Below are 16,425 nucleotides of genomic sequence, written 5' to 3' on the forward strand. Positions count from 1 at the left end.
TTAGATTTAAAAAAGAGGATAGAAACTTAACGGTCTATCCTCTTTTTTTTGTTTAAAATTAATCCCTAATACAACTCTGTGCCTACTGCAATCAATTACACAATCATTTTAAACCCTTAAGTCAATAAATATAATTATCTTTATAACAACGACTTAAGATAAAAAAAAATGAAAAACCAGCAATTATTCACTCCCGAAAAGATTGGCTCTATCGAATTAAAAAATAGAGTTGTCATGGCGCCTATGACCCGATGCAGAGCTTTAAAAAATGTTCCAAACGAGCTGATGGCTGAATATTATAAGCAGCGTTCCAGTGCTGGTTTAATTATTACCGAGGGTACCTCACCATCGCTAAATGGACTTGGCTATGCGCGAATCCCTGGCATATTCAATGAGCGACAAGTGAGTGGTTGGAAAAACATAACCAAAGCTGTACATAAAAATGGAGGAAAGATCGTTGTTCAGTTAATGCATTCCGGAAGAATAAGCCATCCTTTGAACATGCCTCTGGAAAGTGAGGTACTTGGCCCTTCTGCTGTTAAAGCTGCCGGACAGATGTGGACTGACTTGAAGGAATTACAAGATTTTGTTGTGCCAAAAGAAATGAGTTTACAAGATATTATACATGCAAAAACAGAATTTGTTAGCGCTGCACAAAACGCCTTATTTGCAGGATTTGATGGCGTAGAACTGCATGGAGCAAACGGCTACTTACTAGAAGAATTTCTATCGCCAGTGAGCAACATTAGGAATGATACTTATGGTGGAAGCATTGAAAATCGATGCCGATTTGTGATTGAAGTAGTAACTTCCGTGGCTGAAGCCATTGGAAAAGATAAAACGGGAATTCGTTTATCTCCTTATGGTATTGCTAGTGATATGCCACATTATCCCGAAATAGACGAAACCTACAATTACCTATCAAAAGAACTTAATAAAATTGGCATCGCTTATATCCATCTTGTAGATCATTCAGCCATGGGAGTACCTCCTGTACCAATCGATATTAAAAAAACAATTCGCAAAAACTTTAGAAACTCCCTAATTCTTTGTGGTGGTTTTGACCAAGAAAGTGCAGAGCTGGCGATTGCAAATGGACTGGCTGATCTGGTAGCATTCGGAAGACCCTTTATAAATAATCCAGATCTAGTAGAACGTTTTAAAAATGATTGGCCTCTTTCCCAAAATCTTAATGCAGATCTATTTTATACCGCCGACGAAAAAGGATATACTGATTATCCTTCTTATCAACCATAATTCAATATACATCTTTTAATAACGAAATGGGATATCACTAAAATAAAATTTAAAATGGAAGATATAGACCGCTTGCTAGAATTATTAGGAGACAAAAAGGATTTTTTACTAAACCATGTCTGCAAAACAGTTACTAAAGACCAAATTCAATTACCGCATCCCAGTTTTACAGACTCTTTTTTACAAAGCAATCGAAATGGGCAAACTATCAGAAGCTTAACTCAGCTTTATAACCATGGTAGATTATCTGGAACAGGATATCTCTCTATTTTACCGGTAGACCAAGGTATTGAACATACTGCTGGAAGTTCATTTACTCCAAACCCAATGTACTTTGATCCTGAAAACATTGTAAAACTAGCCATGGAGGCCGGTTGCAATGCTATTGCTTCTACGATGGGCACCTTAGCCCTGCTTTCCAGAAAATATGCCCATAAAATTCCCTTTGTTGTAAAGATCAATCACAACGAATTACTAACTTACCCCAAAAAATATGACCAGATAATGTTTGCGAGTGTAAAAGACGCTTGGAATATGGGGGCGGTAGCTATAGGTGCAACTGTATATTTTGGGTCGGCTGAATCTGATCGACAAATAATCGAAGTTTCAAAAGCATTTGAAGAGGCTCACAACTTGGGAATGGCGACTATTCTTTGGTGCTATTCTAGAAATAATTCATTTGTAAAAGACAATGTTGATTATAATTCAGCTGCAGACATAACAGCTCAAGCCAATTATTTAGGAGTATCACTGCAAGCTGATATTATTAAACAAAAATTACCAACAAGTAACGGCGGGTTTACCGCTATTGGGTTTGGAAAAACTGACCCAGAAATGTATACTAAATTAACTAGTGACCATCCTATAGACTTATGCAGGTATCAGGTTTTGAATTGCTATGCTGGACGAATTGGTATGATAAATTCCGGAGGAGAATCAAAAGGGGCAAGTGATTTTAAAGAGGCGGTACAATCTGCTATCATAAACAAACGTGCTGGTGGATCGGGAATAATTATGGGGCGAAAAGCTTTTCAACGTCCTTTTAATGATGGAGTGAAAATACTAAATGCCGTACAAGATGTCTATCTTGCAAAAGTAATTTCTATAGCTTAATAAGTTTAAGTAAATTACGATTCTAAAAACCAACTTTTTTAGCAATAAAAACAGTTTATTTCTTATCTATTTTGATAAAAAAAACACTTTGAATAGAAAAATTTATTATTTTTAGTGCTCTTTTTAACTTAATTATGACGAAAAACGAAAAAACAATTACTAAATTTTACGATGCTTTTGCTAACGGAGATGCTTCAGCAATGTGTGCATGCTATCATCCAAATATTGAATTTCGTGATCCAATCTTCGGTTCTTTGAAAGGAAATGATGCTTGTAAAATGTGGGAGATGTTAATGGCACGCAGCAATGGAGATGTAAAAATTAAGCTTTCAGAACTAAAAGCAGATGACTACCATGGAGCTGCTCATTGGGAAGCTACTTATAATTTTAGTAAAAATAATAGAGCCGTTGTCAATCATATTAGAGCGGCGTTCTTTTTTAAAGACGGTTTAATCCTGCGACATACAGATGATTTTGATATCTGGAAATGGTCAAAACAGGCATTAGGATGTAAAGGATATCTGTTGGGCTGGACTGGTTACATGCAGAATAAAATTCATAAAAGTGCACTAAAGTCGCTTAAAAAATACCTACAAACCAATTTATAATACTTCAGTCTTTAAAAATGATTTTTTAAAGAGATTTAAATCGATTAAAACGAAAGTCAAATTTGGACGATTCAAAAAGGAATAAGTAATTCTGCTGGGAATCTTTGTTTGAATATTGTGAGAAATCTTAATCCCTATATTTGGAATACATACGGGAACATAAAATAAGTAAGAAATCGAGAATTTTAATTTTCATTAAAAGATATCCGAAAAACGGAGCTAATCCATATAATTGACGAAACTATTATAGTCGTGGACAATGCGCTCGATAAACTATCTGAAAAGGAATTGCGAATGGAATTTCCGGTTTTAGTTTTTGAAACAAAAACATCAATCGGATTTATATTGATTCATCTAACTACTCGCCTCGCCTATCATCTTGGCTAATTAAATTACCACAGACGACTATTAGAAGAATAAATTCCATAATTCATTCCCTACTAGGTTTTTTTTCTTTCTTTCTAAGTAAAAGAAAATATTAAAAAATAAAAAAATATTAAAAAATATAATTACCTGTAAATCAATAATTTTACTGTGCTACAATCGCTTCGACGATATTCCATAGGAAGGAATCTGTTTTCTTATTTGGCCTTTTATCACAAATGCCTATATTGCGGAGCAAATTGAAATAAATCCAAATACTATACAATGAAAAAGGTATTACATAAAAAATTAAATGAATTACAGGCGACGGCTATTTGCGGAAATGATATTAGTTCTTCGTGCTTGTATGTTTCGGCTCTTACTATTATGTATGCGGGGCAGTATGCATGGATTTCATTATTATTTGTGGCTGTTGTTTTATTTTTATTCAGAAAAATATATGGTGAAGTTGTTGGAGCAATTCCCCTTAATGGTGGAGCATACAATGTATTGTTAAATACTTCTTCTAAGAAGATGGCTTCTCTTGCCGCAACATTAACGGTATTATCCTACATGGCGACTGCAGTAATCTCTGCATCTGAAGGAATGCATTATCTACATGGTATTATTCCTGGTATAGATATAACGATTACGACAGTTATTGTATTATTAGCATTTACTGGTTTGGCAATTTTAGGGATTGGAGAATCTGCATTTGTGGCAGTAATAATTTTTATAATCCATTTAGCCACCCTGAGTTTATTAGTCGTAGCTTCTGCATGGTTTCTTCTTAATCATGGTTTACAAACTTTTCATATAAACTGGAGCCTTCCAGTTACTTCTGGTGGTATCGTCAATGCTCTTTTCTTGGGTTTTTCTGCCGCAATGTTAGGAATCTCTGGTTTTGAAAGTTCTGCAAATTTTGTTGAAGAGCAAGAACATGGTGTATTTCCAAAAACACTTCGCAACATGTGGGCTATCGTCAGCTTTTTTAATCCAATGATTGCTTTGCTATTAATCTGTATTATTCCCTTAGCTGAAGTGGGCGAACATAAAGAATCATTACTTGCATTCTTGGGACAAACAACAGGAGGATCATGGCTTGCTTATCTTATTTCCATTGATGCTGTTTTAGTGTTATGTGGAGCTGTTTTAACCTCATTTGTAGGGGTTTCTGGTTTATTGAATCGTATGACATTAGATAGAATTTTACCAAACTACTTTTTAAAACAAAACAAGAGAGGGTCTAATTATAGAATTATCATCAGTTTTCTAATCCTTTGTGTTTCTGTACTATTTGTTACAGGAGGTAATCTTATTGCACTGGCTGGTGTATATACTTTCTCCTTCTTGGCTGTAATGGGCTTATTTGGTCTTGGAAATTTATTATTAAAGTTCAAACGTAAAAAATTACCCAGACCAGAGAAAGCAAGAGGAGTTTCAGTAGTTCTTGCTGTAATATTGGTAATTGTAGCCTTTGTGGGTAATGTTCAATTGAATGTAGATTCCTTCTATACTTTTATCAAATATCTGATTCCTTCGTTGCTTTTTATAGCAATCATGTTAGGTAGATCTTTTCTGATACAACTTATGATAGACGCCTTAGAGTATTTTTACAAACCAATGCGCAAAATGGTGATATTCAGCAATCGCTATTTAATGAAAATGAATTTAAAAATAAATTCACAAGAGTTTGTGTTTTTTACTAAAGGTGATGATGTAGCTATTCTAAATAAAGTGATGCAATATGTACAAAATAACGAGTCTACCAAAAAATTAAGGATCGTCAATGTAAAACTTAAAGGAGCAAAATCTGATGAGTCACTCATAAAAGATCTTAAAGTTCTGGATCGCGCGTATCCAGAAATTGACATTGAATTCATTGAGCTAGAAGGTATTTTTGGCCCAGAAATCATTGATGAACTTTCTAAAAAATGGAATATACCAAAAAATTTCATGTTTATTGGTTCGCCCGGAGATCGTTTTTCCTATAGAGTTGCTGAATTAGGCGGTGTTCGATTAATTATGTAACTTTAGTAGCTGCTACTATAAATAGCTAAGATCAATAGTCTCCAAAAAAAATTAAACACATGAAGGAAATAATCGACTATACTCTTTTTCAAGATGGTGGTTTTGACATAAAGGTTATTGGTATAATAAAGCTGATTGTTTTTATAATCGTAGTGCTACTGGTGTTAAAAATCATTAGAAAAGCAATTTATAAAGTTGAAAAAATTGACGTAGCCAAAAAATATTCTATTTACAGGCTAATTCGATATTTAATTATTCTAGTATCAATCATTGCTGGATTACAATTATTTGGTTTTAATTTATCGGTGCTTGTAGCTGGATCAGCGGCCCTTTTAGTAGGGATTGGTTTAGGACTTCAGAATCTTTTTAGTGATTTTATTTCTGGAATCTTACTATTGCTTGATTCCTCTGTAAAAGTCAATGATGTTATCGAATTAAACGGAATGGTTTGTACTGTTCAGGAAATTAATTTGCGAACGACAACAGTTCTGACCAGAGATGACAAGTATATTATTTTACCTAATTCTGATTTGACAAAAAATCAATTAATCAACTGGACTCATAACGATCTTGCATCGCGGTTTGAAGTAAATGTAGGTGTTGACTATTCTTCAGATGTTGCACAGGTAATGCAAATATTAAAACAAGCTGTTGATAGTCAAAATAGCGTTTTGAAGGAACCGAGTCCTTTTATACGTTTTACGAATTTTGGCGATTCATCATTGAATTTTTCAATAATTTTTTGGTCCGAAGAATTATTTCGTGTTGAAAATACGAAAAGCGAAATGAGGATAAAAATATTTGAATTGTTTAAAACGAATAACATCACCATTCCTTTCCCCCAGCGCGTTGTTCACATTAACAAATAACAAATGGAAGAGCAAATTCAAGAATATCTTTATAATCCAACAGTTGGAAAAATTGTAAGCTTTTTTATTGGCATCGCAATAATTTGGATGTTAATAAATACCATTCAAAAAAATCTTTTTTCGAAAATTAAAGATAATAATAACCGATACAAGGCTAAGAAATTTAGTAGTTTTATTGGTTATTTTTTAACAATACTTCTTTTAACAATTATATTCAGCGATAGACTTGGGAACCTTACCGTTGCTTTAGGGGTTGCTGGTGCTGGTATTGCATTTGCTCTACAAGAAGTAATCGCTTCATTTGCAGGATGGTTAGCTATCATGTTTGGAGGATTTTACAATACAGGAGATCGCGTTCAGCTAGGAGGAATAAAAGGCGACGTAATGGATATTGGTGTACTAAGGACTACTATTATGGAAACTGGTCAATGGGTTGACGGCGATTTGTATAACGGCCGAATTGTTTTGATTGCAAACAGTTATGTTTTTAAGGAACCTGTATTTAACTATTCAGGAGATTTTCCTTTTTTATGGGATGAAATTAAAATTCCTGTTCAATATGGCAGTGACTATGATAAAGCCAAGGAAATAATTCTTAAGGCCGGAGTTGAAGTAGCTGGAGACCTGACAATTAAGTCCAAACAAAAATGGACCTCTCTTCAAAATAAATATCGCTTAGAAGATGCCCAAACAGAACCAATGATTTCCTTAATTGCCAACGATAATTGGGCAGAATATACCCTTCGTTATGTCGTGGGATATAAAAGGAGAAGAACTACAAAAACAGAATTGTTTACTAAAATATTAACTGAAATTGAAAAAACAAATGGAGCCGTAAAAATGGCTTCTGCAACATTCCAATTAGTTCAGGCACCGGATTTTAATGTTAATATCAAAAAATAAAAATGGATTTATTTCCTCTTTTTTCAGTACTTATTGTTTTGTCAGCAGGCTTTGCTTCTATCAATTTTAGGATCCTGAAATTACCCAATGCAATAGGTTTGATGTTAGTTTCTTTAATTTTTTTTTATCTTAATTCTCAGATATTAATTCCCTCCGTTTAAAGAAAATATTGCGGTAAAAATGGACAATATTAATTTCAGCGAACTATTATTAGAAGGAATGCTAAGTTTCATGCTATTTGCGGAAGCGATTCATATCAAATTTTAAGATTTGAATAATGAAAAACTTAGTATTTTACTTTTTTCAACCATTAGCGTATCAATAAGTACTTTCATAATTGGATTTACAGCCTCCTACTTGCTCACTTTTATGGGGGTTGATGTTTCTGTTAATCCATGCCATGTTTTTTGGCGCTCTAATCTCTCCTACTGATCCCATCACTGTATTCAGTTTACTAAAAAGTGCAGGTATAACTAAATCATTAGAGACTAAAATTGCTGTAGAATCTTTGTTTAATGATGGAGTAGCTGTTGTCGTTGTTATTACGATTTTAAAATTAGCGCAACCTGAAGCCAATTTAGAAATAAGTAACATCTTATTATTATTTAAACAATTAGCTATTGGAGGCTTACTTTTAGGACTTGGAATTGGTTACATCGGGTATAAATTGATTGCTAGCATTGACTATTACCAAGTGGAAGTTTTAATCACTTTAGCAATAGTTATGGAGGGTATACGCTTGCTCATTTTATCCATGTTTCTGGACCTCTGGCAATGGTTGCGGCAGGATTAATTACAGGAAATCAAGGCAAGAAATTAGGAATATCAGATGTTACCGCAGAATATATTGATAAATTTTGGGAACTTATTGATGAAATTTTAAATGCAGTATTGTTTGTTTTAATAGGTTTAGAATTATTAATCATACAAACCAATGAAAAAATACTTTTTGCAGTTATAATACTATTAATAATAACACTGATGACAAGGTATATTTCAATTTACATCCCTTCCATCGCCGTTCGTTTGAAAGAAAGAATTACTCAAAAAACCATTCTTATTTTAACTCAGGGCGGGTTAAGAGGGGGGATTTCTATAGCACTTGCCTTATCTATCACTCCTTAATTCAGTAAGGATATTTAGGTAACCATCACTTACGTTATAGTATGTTTTTCAATTATAGTGCAAGGAATGACGATTGGGAAATTTGCTAAAAAAATGCAATAACTTATTTTTTGTCTATTTCTACACAAAGTACTAGTAAAATAGACACAAAAAAAAACATTACTTTTATTTTTTACAGTAATTATTTATTATATTTAGCAACCCATATTCTACTTAATTTTAGACCTATAGATTTTTAAAAATTGTACAGTATACATTTAGTATCTGTACCTAACTTTAATTTATTAACTAATGGATTATACGAATTTAAATACTGCTAAAATCGAATCCGATTTTTATAAATTACAACAAGATTACAATTCATTAAAAGAGTTGTTTGATACAATAACCAATACGAATCAAACTAATGAAAATCAAATTAATCAAATTAATGAAAAACTCACTGTATCTTTAGAAAACATGTCAGATGCTTTTGTTGCTATAGACAACAATTGGAAGTATACTTTTGTAAACCAAAAAGCAGGTCTAATGTTTGGAAAACAACCTGAAGACCTCATTGGCAAAAATGCTTGGGTTATTTTCCCTGATACTGTTGGAAAGCCATTCCATAAAGTGTACTATAAAGCAATGAAGACCAAAAGGGAAATAGTTTTTGAAGATTATTTTCTTCCGTGGGATCGATGGTTCGAAAATCGAGTTGTCCCCAGTAAAGAAGGAATAGTTATTTTTTTTCAAGATATAACGGAACGCAAATTAGCCGAAAAAAAACTAAAAGATCTTAATACAAAACTAGAGGTTCGAAATAGAGAATTATACGAGAGTATTATTCAGATACAAAAAATTAATACTGAATTAATTTACGCAAAAGAGAAGGCAGAAGAAGGGGATCGCCTAAAATCTTCTTTTCTAGCTAACATGAGTCACGAAATCCGGACTCCAATGAATGGTATTTTAGGTTTTACAGCCCTTCTAAAGGAACCAAAATTAACTGGTGAGGCACAACAAGAATATATTCGCGTCATTGAAAAGAGTGGAAGCAGAATGCTAAATATCATAAATGATATCGTTAGCATCTCAAAAATAGAATCTGGCCAAGTCAATCTATCTTATAAAGAAACTTCAGTTAAAGATCAAATTGAAGGCATTTGTAATTATTTTAAAATTGAAGCGCTGCAAAAAAATATTGAACTCAAAATTAACAATACTATAAATGAAGAGGACAATTTAATACATACAGATGAAGAAAAAGTCTATGCTATATTATCGCATTTACTAACTAATGCAATAAAATTCACCAATCATGGATTGATTGAGATAGGATGTTTTAAAAACAACAATTCTATTACTTTTTATGTACAGGATTCAGGCATAGGAATTGATTCTAAAAAAATAGACATCATTTTTGAACGATTTAGACAAGTGGACGATTCATTAAGCAGAAATTATGATGGTGCCGGATTGGGATTATATATTGCTAAATCTTACATTGACCTTTTAGGCGGTAGAATCTGGGCAGAAAACAATACAGATCATGGTTCTGTATTTTATTTTAAAATCCCTCTTATCAAGTCCAATGAAACTGATAAAGTAGTCCAAACTCAATTAGCACTCGTACCTTATGAAACACAAAAATTAAAAATACTGGTTGCAGAAGATGACAGTATTTCTTTAAAATTTATTTCTAAAATTTTAAAAATATTTGGGGAAAATCTATTGATAGCCAGAAATGGATTTGAGGCGGTAAATCTCTGCAAAAAAAACCCAGATATTGATATCATACTAATGGACATTCAAATGCCAGTGATGAACGGATATGAAGCGATTAAAAAAATAAGGGAGTTTAATGAAGATGTAATCATAATTACTCAAAGTGCCTTCGTATTTACGGACGAAGCCGAAAAAGCAATTGAAGTTGGAGGCAATGGATACATTTCGAAACCAATCGACAAAGATCAATTAATTGAACATATCAATAAGCAATTAGTATCTTCAAGATCCAAGGCACGAACTAAGACTATTTTATAATTTCAGCTATACTAAAGTTCCAGTCAATCCCTTTTTCATACCATAATTGCCCTTTAAAAACATCTAGTGGGCATTCAAAATTATTAGTATAAAGAGCACCTGTTCCAAGTCCTTGAGGCATCAAATTATCTTGTAAAAAAGTCCATTGCGCAATGGCATTTAATCCAATATTACTCTCCAAAGCAGACGTAATCCACCATCCGATATCGTACTTTTTAGCCAATGAAATCCATTCCTGCGTTCCTTTAAAACCACCTATAAAACTAGGTTTTAAAATGATGTATTGCGGCTTTATTTTTAGTAATAACAGTTCTTTCTCTTCTAATGTAAATACGCCAATCAACTCCTCATCCAAAGCAATGGGCAAAGGAGTCTTTTTACACAACTCTGCCATCCTGTCAGTATTGTTTTTTTGTATTGGTTGCTCTATACTATGTAGTTTAAATTCAGAAAGTTGTGAAATTTTATCTAAAGCTTTACTTATATCGAAAGCACCGTTAGCATCTACTCTAATTTCAATCTGTTCCGGAGTAAAATATTGCCTGATATACCGCAATAAATCCAGTTCTTTTTCAAAATCTATCGCCCCAATTTTTAGTTTCACACAAGCAAATCCTTGCGCTAATTTCTCTTCTATTTGTTGCTTCATAAAAGCGGCTTCACCCATCCAAACAAGACCATTGATTTGGATTGATTTTGTGCCCTCAGTAAACTCTGAAGGGAATAGTAAAAAAGGGCTTTCACTTTGCAACGATTGAAAAGCCATTTCGACTCCAAACTGAATTGAAGGAAATTCTATTAAAGCTTCCCAAAGTTGCTCTTCACCGAGATGAATATTAGCACAAGTCCATTGTAATTTTTCTTCATAATCCGGTCGGTCATCGATGCTCAATCCTCTCAAAATGCCGCACTCGCCTATTCCTGTTTTTCCGTCTTTTTCAAGTACTAAAAACCAGGTTTCTTTTTCGATCATAACACCTCGGGAAGTTCCTGAAGGACGTTTGAATTCCAGTATATATTTGTGGTAGATTGCTTTCAAATTAATTGTGGATTGTAGATTTTTAAAACTGAAAATATCACTGTTCGATTAACTTTAATACTCGCTCAAAATCATCATTTTGAATTCCTGCTTTTTTAAATACTTCAAAATCTTGTTTTATTTTTTGAGTCACGCTCAGGCTGTCGTTCACATTCTGGGATTGGTATTCCTTGTATATGGATTTTGCGCTTCTAAATTCATTATTAAGTAAATAGGCATGCGCCAAATTCAGTTTTACTAATAGCTCTGTATCGTCCAGCTTCTCGCCTTCTTTTAGGAACTTAATCGCTTTGCCGTATTGTTTGGTTACAATATAACCAAAGCCAATGTTACTATAATCTACTGCAGTTGCCTTTCCATCGTTGATTATCCTTATGTATTGCGTAATTGCATTGCCATAATCCCTCTTCTTGACAAAATTTAATGCTTGGCTACGCAAGTCATTATACACTCCATTAGAAACGCCCGTCTCATTAATGCAACTTTCTCCATTGTCTTTATATACTTTGGCCTGTTCCATCAAAAGTAAATTCTGGAATTCCTGAAACTTATATTTTTTTTGAATTTTCTCTTCAATACAAATACAAAAATCATCAGAGTTTGCTAGTTTTCGAGCTAATGCGGAGGTCTTGCATTGATTGATTACAAATTTTCTATTTTCTAAAGTCCAGCCTCGGCTTAACTTAGTGTCAACCCACGGCACTACTTCCAGAATGATTTTTTGCTTCATAATCCAATTAGAGCTTTCGAAACCAAACCAAAGATTCCCCGTATTGTTATTCAAGCAAGCAGACTTATCTATTGACAGTCGTTTTGCGTCTTTGCTTAACGGTGTTTCTTGCGCTAAGCAAGCATAGTCCATTTTACCGCTTTTTTGATACGTTAAAGCCTGTTCGTTTGATGAAAAAATAGCGTACTTGCTTTTATCATCTCCTGAAATACGAGACAACAAAAAAACGGCACCCGCAGATCCTTGACTGATTCCCGTAGGATCTGGAATTGCTTTTAAAACCGAAACTAAGCTACTTGCCATTTTCTGATTGTCATCCAAAAGAGTAATTCTGTAAATTAACTCTGTTGTTCCAATAGGAAAATCATCGGTTTTAATCACGATTCTATCTCGTGCCGAAACGATAATTTCTTTAGTAGTGGCTCTCTCTTTGTCCCAATAGCCGTCTTGCTGGGCAAATCCCGACTGATAAAAAATGCTAATGAATAGCATAAAAATTACTTTATTCACTGATGTCTTTTGTGTTAAGTATACGAAACTAGCCCAGATGGAAACGGCATCCTTTTATGCCTCGTCTTTTTGGACGAGACATAAAAGATATAGTGGACAGCTGGAAATAGCTCCTAAACCATTTTATAACTCGATACTCTCTCCTATTTTTAGCAACATTAAATCTTTTCCTTTATCGAAAAATTGTTGAATGGCTGTTTTGTGATCAATTTCGATATAACCAAAAGTATCATAATGATAACCCAGTACTTTATCACATTGTACAAAGTCTGAAGCCAAAATAGCATCCTCGACATCCATCGTAAAATTGTCACCTATGGGAAGAATTGCCAAATCCAACTTGGTACGCATTGGGATCAATTTCATGTCCATTGTAAGGGCAGTATCTCCAGCGATATAAATGTTTTTGTGCTCACCCTCGATAACAAATCCGCCCGGATTACCACCACTAGTGCCGTCAGGAAACGAACTCGAATGAATGGCGTTTACATATTTCACTTTCCCGAAATCGAAAGTCCAGCTTCCGCCGTGATTCATGGGATGTGCTTGAAATCCTTTGGCCGCATAATAACCTGCAATCTCAGCATTTGAAACGATGACAGCATTCGTGCGCTTTGCAATGGTTTCTACATCCAGAATATGATCGCCATGTGCATGCGTTAATAAAATATAATCTGCTTTTAGCGTACTAATATCAACATGTTCCGCCAATGGATTTGCCGAGATGAATGGGTCTACTAAAATGTGTTTTCCGCCTACTTTGATACCCAGAGAAGCGTGTCCGTAATATGTAATTTTCATAATTTATGGTTTATTTATCGTCCTCCTAAAAGGGTATTCACAATGATATCTGAAAAGAAATAAATCATACATAAGGCCAATAATACTGAAAGTGCGAAGGTGCTTAACGCCAATTTTTTTAATTCAGGGTCTAATGCCTTAGGCGCTTTATTTTTATAAACAGTACTTAAATGTTTGGTTAAAGGAATGTAAGCCAGTAAAAACAAGTACTGATCTAATTGAAAATTATTCAACAAAGCAAAAACAACCACCAAAGCCATTGCAAAAGTGATTAGAAAATAATGGTATAATTTTGCTTTTTTACCGCCCATTTTCACAACCAAAGTATTCTTCCCTACTTTCCTATCTGACTCTTCGTCACGCATGTTATTCAAATTCAAAACACCAACACTTAAAAGTCCTATTGCGATTGCGGGCAAAAAAAGTTCGATGTCTATTTGTTTCGAATACAAAAAATTCACTCCTAATGTACTGACTATACCAAAAAATACAAATACGAAGACATCACCAAGCCCACGATATCCATAAGCCTTAGCCCCAATTGTGTAACGGATTGCCGCTAAAATTGCTAGTATTCCTAATACCAGGTAAAATAGTGAATAGTACAGGTTAGTGTCCTCGAAGGCAAAATAGATCAATAGTATAGCAGAAAGCAACGTAAGCAAGGCCGTAATTATGATTGCTCCTTTCATTGCTTGCGGAGTAATTACGCCGCTTTGGATTGCCCTTTTTGGCCCCACTCGATCTTCATTATCCGTGCCTTTCACGCCGTCACCATAATCATTGGCAAAATTGGATAATATCTGTAATCCAAGCGTCGTTAAAATGGCAAAACCAAATATTCTCCAGTTAAACACTTCTGTTGGAGTAAGGATGTCGTCTGTTGGGTTTGCTAATGCATACATACTTCCCAAAATTATTCCAGAAACGGATAAGGGTAATGTTCTAATTCTTGCTGCTTCAATCCAATGTTTCATTTTATTTTTATTCGTTAATTTGATAAATTATTTATTATTATTTGGAAACTAAAATTACATCCAATTGCTGTTAGTCGTTTCCATTTCGTACAACCAAAGATTCACATATTGCTTAAGCAAGGTAAAATTCCCTAATTGAAAACTAATGTTCCCACCAGCCGTATGTATTGTAATCGAACCGATATCAACACTTTTATGCCAAAACAATTGTGATGTTGTAATGGCCTGAATTTTTCCAGGTTCTATAATTTTATTGTCTACATCCCAAGCGCCACTTTGTTTAATGATAAAATCGTCATGAATAAACAATCGATTATTTCTAAAACCAAAATAGACAATAGCTCCTACAAAGAAAATATATAATGGCACCAAATAAACATATTCGTATAGTTGCTCTTCAATATAATTTGCGAAAGCAAAAAATCCAGTTAAAGGTACTATTATTGAAAGGAATATCGAAAAAACCAATTTACGGAAATTAGGTTTAAGCATTACCCCTTTTTGAGGTATACTTTTAAACAACAATTTCAATATTTCTTCATTCTCTTTTTCATTGCATCCCGGAATTTCAATCACCGACTTACGTTCCTCTTTTTCGCCACTCGTCGCTTGCTTAATCTTAAGCTCTAGAATATTCATTTTCCTCTGAAAATAATTTCTAGTAACAGTGACAATTTGCACTTTCTCTGGTTTCAAAATAGTACTTTTTGTACTTAATAAGCCAAAAGAAAGCAGCAATGACCCATTTTTCTTAGTAATTTTATAATCATAATACTTAAAAATGGTACGAACTAGGTTGATGATCAAAATAGAGCACAACATTAGCATTACAATTATAGCAATCGATTGCATCGCTAAACTTCGATCTAAATAGGCATTAATTTTAGTTTTGTCGAAATCCGAATGCTCGATGAAATTACGGCTATTCTCGTACGCCGTGGCAAAAAAGGCTAAAATCAACCCCAGACTCTTTACGTAATTTGACGTAATTCCGACTTTTAACAAGCTCAAAAAACTAATATTCATAAAAGGACGCCCTTCTAGTGTTTCCGCTTGAGACGACTCTTCTAATTCTAGGGAACTAATTTCTTTTTTTTCATTGTCCATTAACCTCGCTTTTAAGGCTAAAGCCAATGGATGTGAAATCGCTTGTATTTTTCCTTCCTTTTTAGCACTTCCCGCAGTATCAACGTCTAGCTCATAAACACCGATAAGCCTTTGAATTAAAGACTGATTTATATTTACCTGCTGGATTCTATTCAGCTGAATAATGGTTTTTGTTTTATTAAAAATTCCTTCGCTAATAATAAACTCCTCATTTTCATTGTCCAAATAAAAAGTAAAGTTCCGATACTGCAAGTAGGCTACAATTCCGATTGTCAGCACAACAACAATTGTACCTAAAACCAGATATACTTTATTAAGCTCATCGAATTTAAAAATCCAAATCACCGCTATAGGCCATAAAGCACGTCCCCATTTTTGCAGGGTATCTAAAAAAAGGATTAATACTCCGATGGAGGATTGCCGTTGCGGCTGATGTAAAGTGTTATCCATTTACAATTGTTTTTGAATTTTCCCCATCAACAACTGTTTGATATTTTCGGCCTGCTCTTTTTTGATTCCTGGGATTTCTATGTCACTTGCATTTCCTCCCGCAGTAAAAACTTCGATCTTTGCCAAACCGAAATACCGAGAAATCAATCCTTCATGTAAAGCCACATGCTGCACTCGATTATAGGGAATTACAATCGTATTTGTCGCTATAACTCCATGCCTAAAAAGAACATCGTGCGTCCTGAAAGCAAACCCTTTTTTCTTAAAACTAATTCTAGAAAAAAACAAAACAAGAAAAAGAAAAAGAAAATAAGCCACTGCAATTCCAACAGCAAATACCAACAAACCTCTATTAAAAAACAACAATACGCTAAGACCTCCTCCTAGAATTAGGAAAAATAAAAATACATTTAGCACCGTCACTTTCCAATAATCAGTATGTAAAATAGAGAATTCTACTTCTTCGAATTTTGGAAGCTTTGTGGTATCTATCGTCTCGTTTGAGAAGTTCTTCATT

At 33.9% G+C, this 16,425-nt stretch carries 13 protein-coding genes and 1 pseudogene; 8 read left to right on the forward strand and 6 right to left on the reverse strand.

Annotation, left to right across the window (positions count from 1 at the left end):
* The first annotated feature begins 168 nt into the window (after positions 1 to 168).
* The 8 genes and pseudogenes from BMW63_RS14835 to BMW63_RS14875 all read left to right on the forward strand — a co-directional run bounded on the left by BMW63_RS14835 (position 169) and on the right by BMW63_RS14875 (position 10,294).
* The gene (locus BMW63_RS14835) at positions 169 to 1,257 is read left to right on the forward strand and encodes an alkene reductase (protein ID WP_074724257.1); all 1,089 of its coding nucleotides are present in this window, start codon (positions 169 to 171) and stop codon (positions 1,255 to 1,257) included.
* 54 nt (positions 1,258 to 1,311) lie between these two features.
* The gene (locus BMW63_RS14840; protein ID WP_074724258.1) at positions 1,312 to 2,370 is read left to right on the forward strand and encodes a class I fructose-bisphosphate aldolase; all 1,059 of its coding nucleotides are present in this window, start codon (positions 1,312 to 1,314) and stop codon (positions 2,368 to 2,370) included.
* A 134-nt stretch (positions 2,371 to 2,504) separates the two neighbouring features.
* Positions 2,505 to 2,978, forward strand: coding sequence for a nuclear transport factor 2 family protein (locus BMW63_RS14845; RefSeq protein WP_074724259.1), 474 nt, complete (start codon positions 2,505 to 2,507; stop codon positions 2,976 to 2,978).
* Between the two features lie 648 nt (positions 2,979 to 3,626).
* Positions 3,627 to 5,372, forward strand: coding sequence for an APC family permease (locus tag BMW63_RS14855; RefSeq protein WP_074724260.1), 1,746 nt, complete (start codon positions 3,627 to 3,629; stop codon positions 5,370 to 5,372).
* A gap of 59 nt (positions 5,373 to 5,431) precedes the next feature.
* A complete protein-coding gene (locus BMW63_RS14860; RefSeq protein ID WP_074724261.1) occupies positions 5,432 to 6,241 on the forward strand; it encodes a mechanosensitive ion channel family protein in 810 nt (269 codons plus the stop codon).
* A gap of 3 nt (positions 6,242 to 6,244) precedes the next feature.
* Positions 6,245 to 7,144 (forward strand): mechanosensitive ion channel family protein, encoded by a 900-nt coding sequence (locus tag BMW63_RS14865; protein WP_074724262.1) that lies wholly within the window; start codon positions 6,245 to 6,247, stop codon positions 7,142 to 7,144.
* A gap of 400 nt (positions 7,145 to 7,544) precedes the next feature.
* Positions 7,545 to 8,269: pseudogene (locus tag BMW63_RS18470) on the forward strand (cation:proton antiporter domain-containing protein).
* Between the two features lie 291 nt (positions 8,270 to 8,560).
* Complete coding sequence (locus BMW63_RS14875) at positions 8,561 to 10,294, forward strand: PAS domain-containing hybrid sensor histidine kinase/response regulator (RefSeq protein ID WP_074724263.1); 1,734 nt, start codon at positions 8,561 to 8,563, stop codon at positions 10,292 to 10,294.
* On the opposite strand, the gene BMW63_RS14880 is transcribed toward BMW63_RS14875, so the two are convergent.
* The 6 genes from BMW63_RS14880 to BMW63_RS14905 form a co-directional block, all read right to left on the reverse strand.
* Complete coding sequence (locus BMW63_RS14880) at positions 10,284 to 11,333, reverse strand: o-succinylbenzoate synthase (RefSeq protein WP_074724264.1); 1,050 nt, start codon at positions 11,331 to 11,333, stop codon at positions 10,284 to 10,286. The genes BMW63_RS14875 and BMW63_RS14880 overlap by 11 nt on opposite strands.
* A gap of 37 nt (positions 11,334 to 11,370) precedes the next feature.
* A complete protein-coding gene (locus tag BMW63_RS14885) occupies positions 11,371 to 12,555 on the reverse strand; it encodes a tetratricopeptide repeat protein (RefSeq protein WP_074724265.1) in 1,185 nt (394 codons plus the stop codon).
* 141 nt (positions 12,556 to 12,696) lie between these two features.
* Positions 12,697 to 13,374 carry a metal-dependent hydrolase gene (locus BMW63_RS14890; protein ID WP_074724266.1) on the reverse strand — a complete coding sequence of 226 codons (678 nt, stop codon included), beginning with the start codon at positions 13,372 to 13,374 and terminating at the stop codon, positions 12,697 to 12,699.
* 14 nt (positions 13,375 to 13,388) lie between these two features.
* Positions 13,389 to 14,351 (reverse strand): 1,4-dihydroxy-2-naphthoate octaprenyltransferase, encoded by a 963-nt coding sequence (gene menA, locus BMW63_RS14895; protein ID WP_074724267.1) that lies wholly within the window; start codon positions 14,349 to 14,351, stop codon positions 13,389 to 13,391.
* A gap of 54 nt (positions 14,352 to 14,405) precedes the next feature.
* Positions 14,406 to 15,908, reverse strand: coding sequence for a PH domain-containing protein (locus BMW63_RS14900; protein ID WP_074724268.1), 1,503 nt, complete (start codon positions 15,906 to 15,908; stop codon positions 14,406 to 14,408).
* On the reverse strand, positions 15,909 to 16,424 hold the full coding sequence (locus BMW63_RS14905) for a PH domain-containing protein (RefSeq protein ID WP_074724269.1): 516 nt from the start codon (positions 16,422 to 16,424) through the stop codon (positions 15,909 to 15,911).
* Position 16,425: the final 1 nt, after the last annotated feature.

The organism is Flavobacterium frigoris, assembly GCF_900111075.1.
Lineage (GTDB): Bacteria > Bacteroidota > Bacteroidia > Flavobacteriales > Flavobacteriaceae > Flavobacterium > Flavobacterium frigoris.

Coding starts and splice junctions, on each gene's coding strand:
- BMW63_RS14835 (WP_074724257.1), top strand. CDS start 169: ATGAAAAACCAGCAATTATTCACTCCCGAAAAGATTGGCTCTATCGAA.
- BMW63_RS14840 (WP_074724258.1), top strand. CDS start 1,312: ATGGAAGATATAGACCGCTTGCTAGAATTATTAGGAGACAAAAAGGAT.
- BMW63_RS14845 (WP_074724259.1), top strand. CDS start 2,505: ATGACGAAAAACGAAAAAACAATTACTAAATTTTACGATGCTTTTGCT.
- BMW63_RS14855 (WP_074724260.1), top strand. CDS start 3,627: ATGAAAAAGGTATTACATAAAAAATTAAATGAATTACAGGCGACGGCT.
- BMW63_RS14860 (WP_074724261.1), top strand. CDS start 5,432: ATGAAGGAAATAATCGACTATACTCTTTTTCAAGATGGTGGTTTTGAC.
- BMW63_RS14865 (WP_074724262.1), top strand. CDS start 6,245: ATGGAAGAGCAAATTCAAGAATATCTTTATAATCCAACAGTTGGAAAA.
- BMW63_RS14875 (WP_074724263.1), top strand. CDS start 8,561: ATGGATTATACGAATTTAAATACTGCTAAAATCGAATCCGATTTTTAT.
- BMW63_RS14885 (WP_074724265.1), bottom strand. CDS start 12,555: ATGCTATTCATTAGCATTTTTTATCAGTCGGGATTTGCCCAGCAAGAC.
- BMW63_RS14890 (WP_074724266.1), bottom strand. CDS start 13,374: ATGAAAATTACATATTACGGACACGCTTCTCTGGGTATCAAAGTAGGC.
- menA (WP_074724267.1), bottom strand. CDS start 14,351: ATGAAACATTGGATTGAAGCAGCAAGAATTAGAACATTACCCTTATCC.
- BMW63_RS14900 (WP_074724268.1), bottom strand. CDS start 15,908: ATGGATAACACTTTACATCAGCCGCAACGGCAATCCTCCATCGGAGTA.
- BMW63_RS14905 (WP_074724269.1), bottom strand. CDS start 16,424: ATGAAGAACTTCTCAAACGAGACGATAGATACCACAAAGCTTCCAAAA.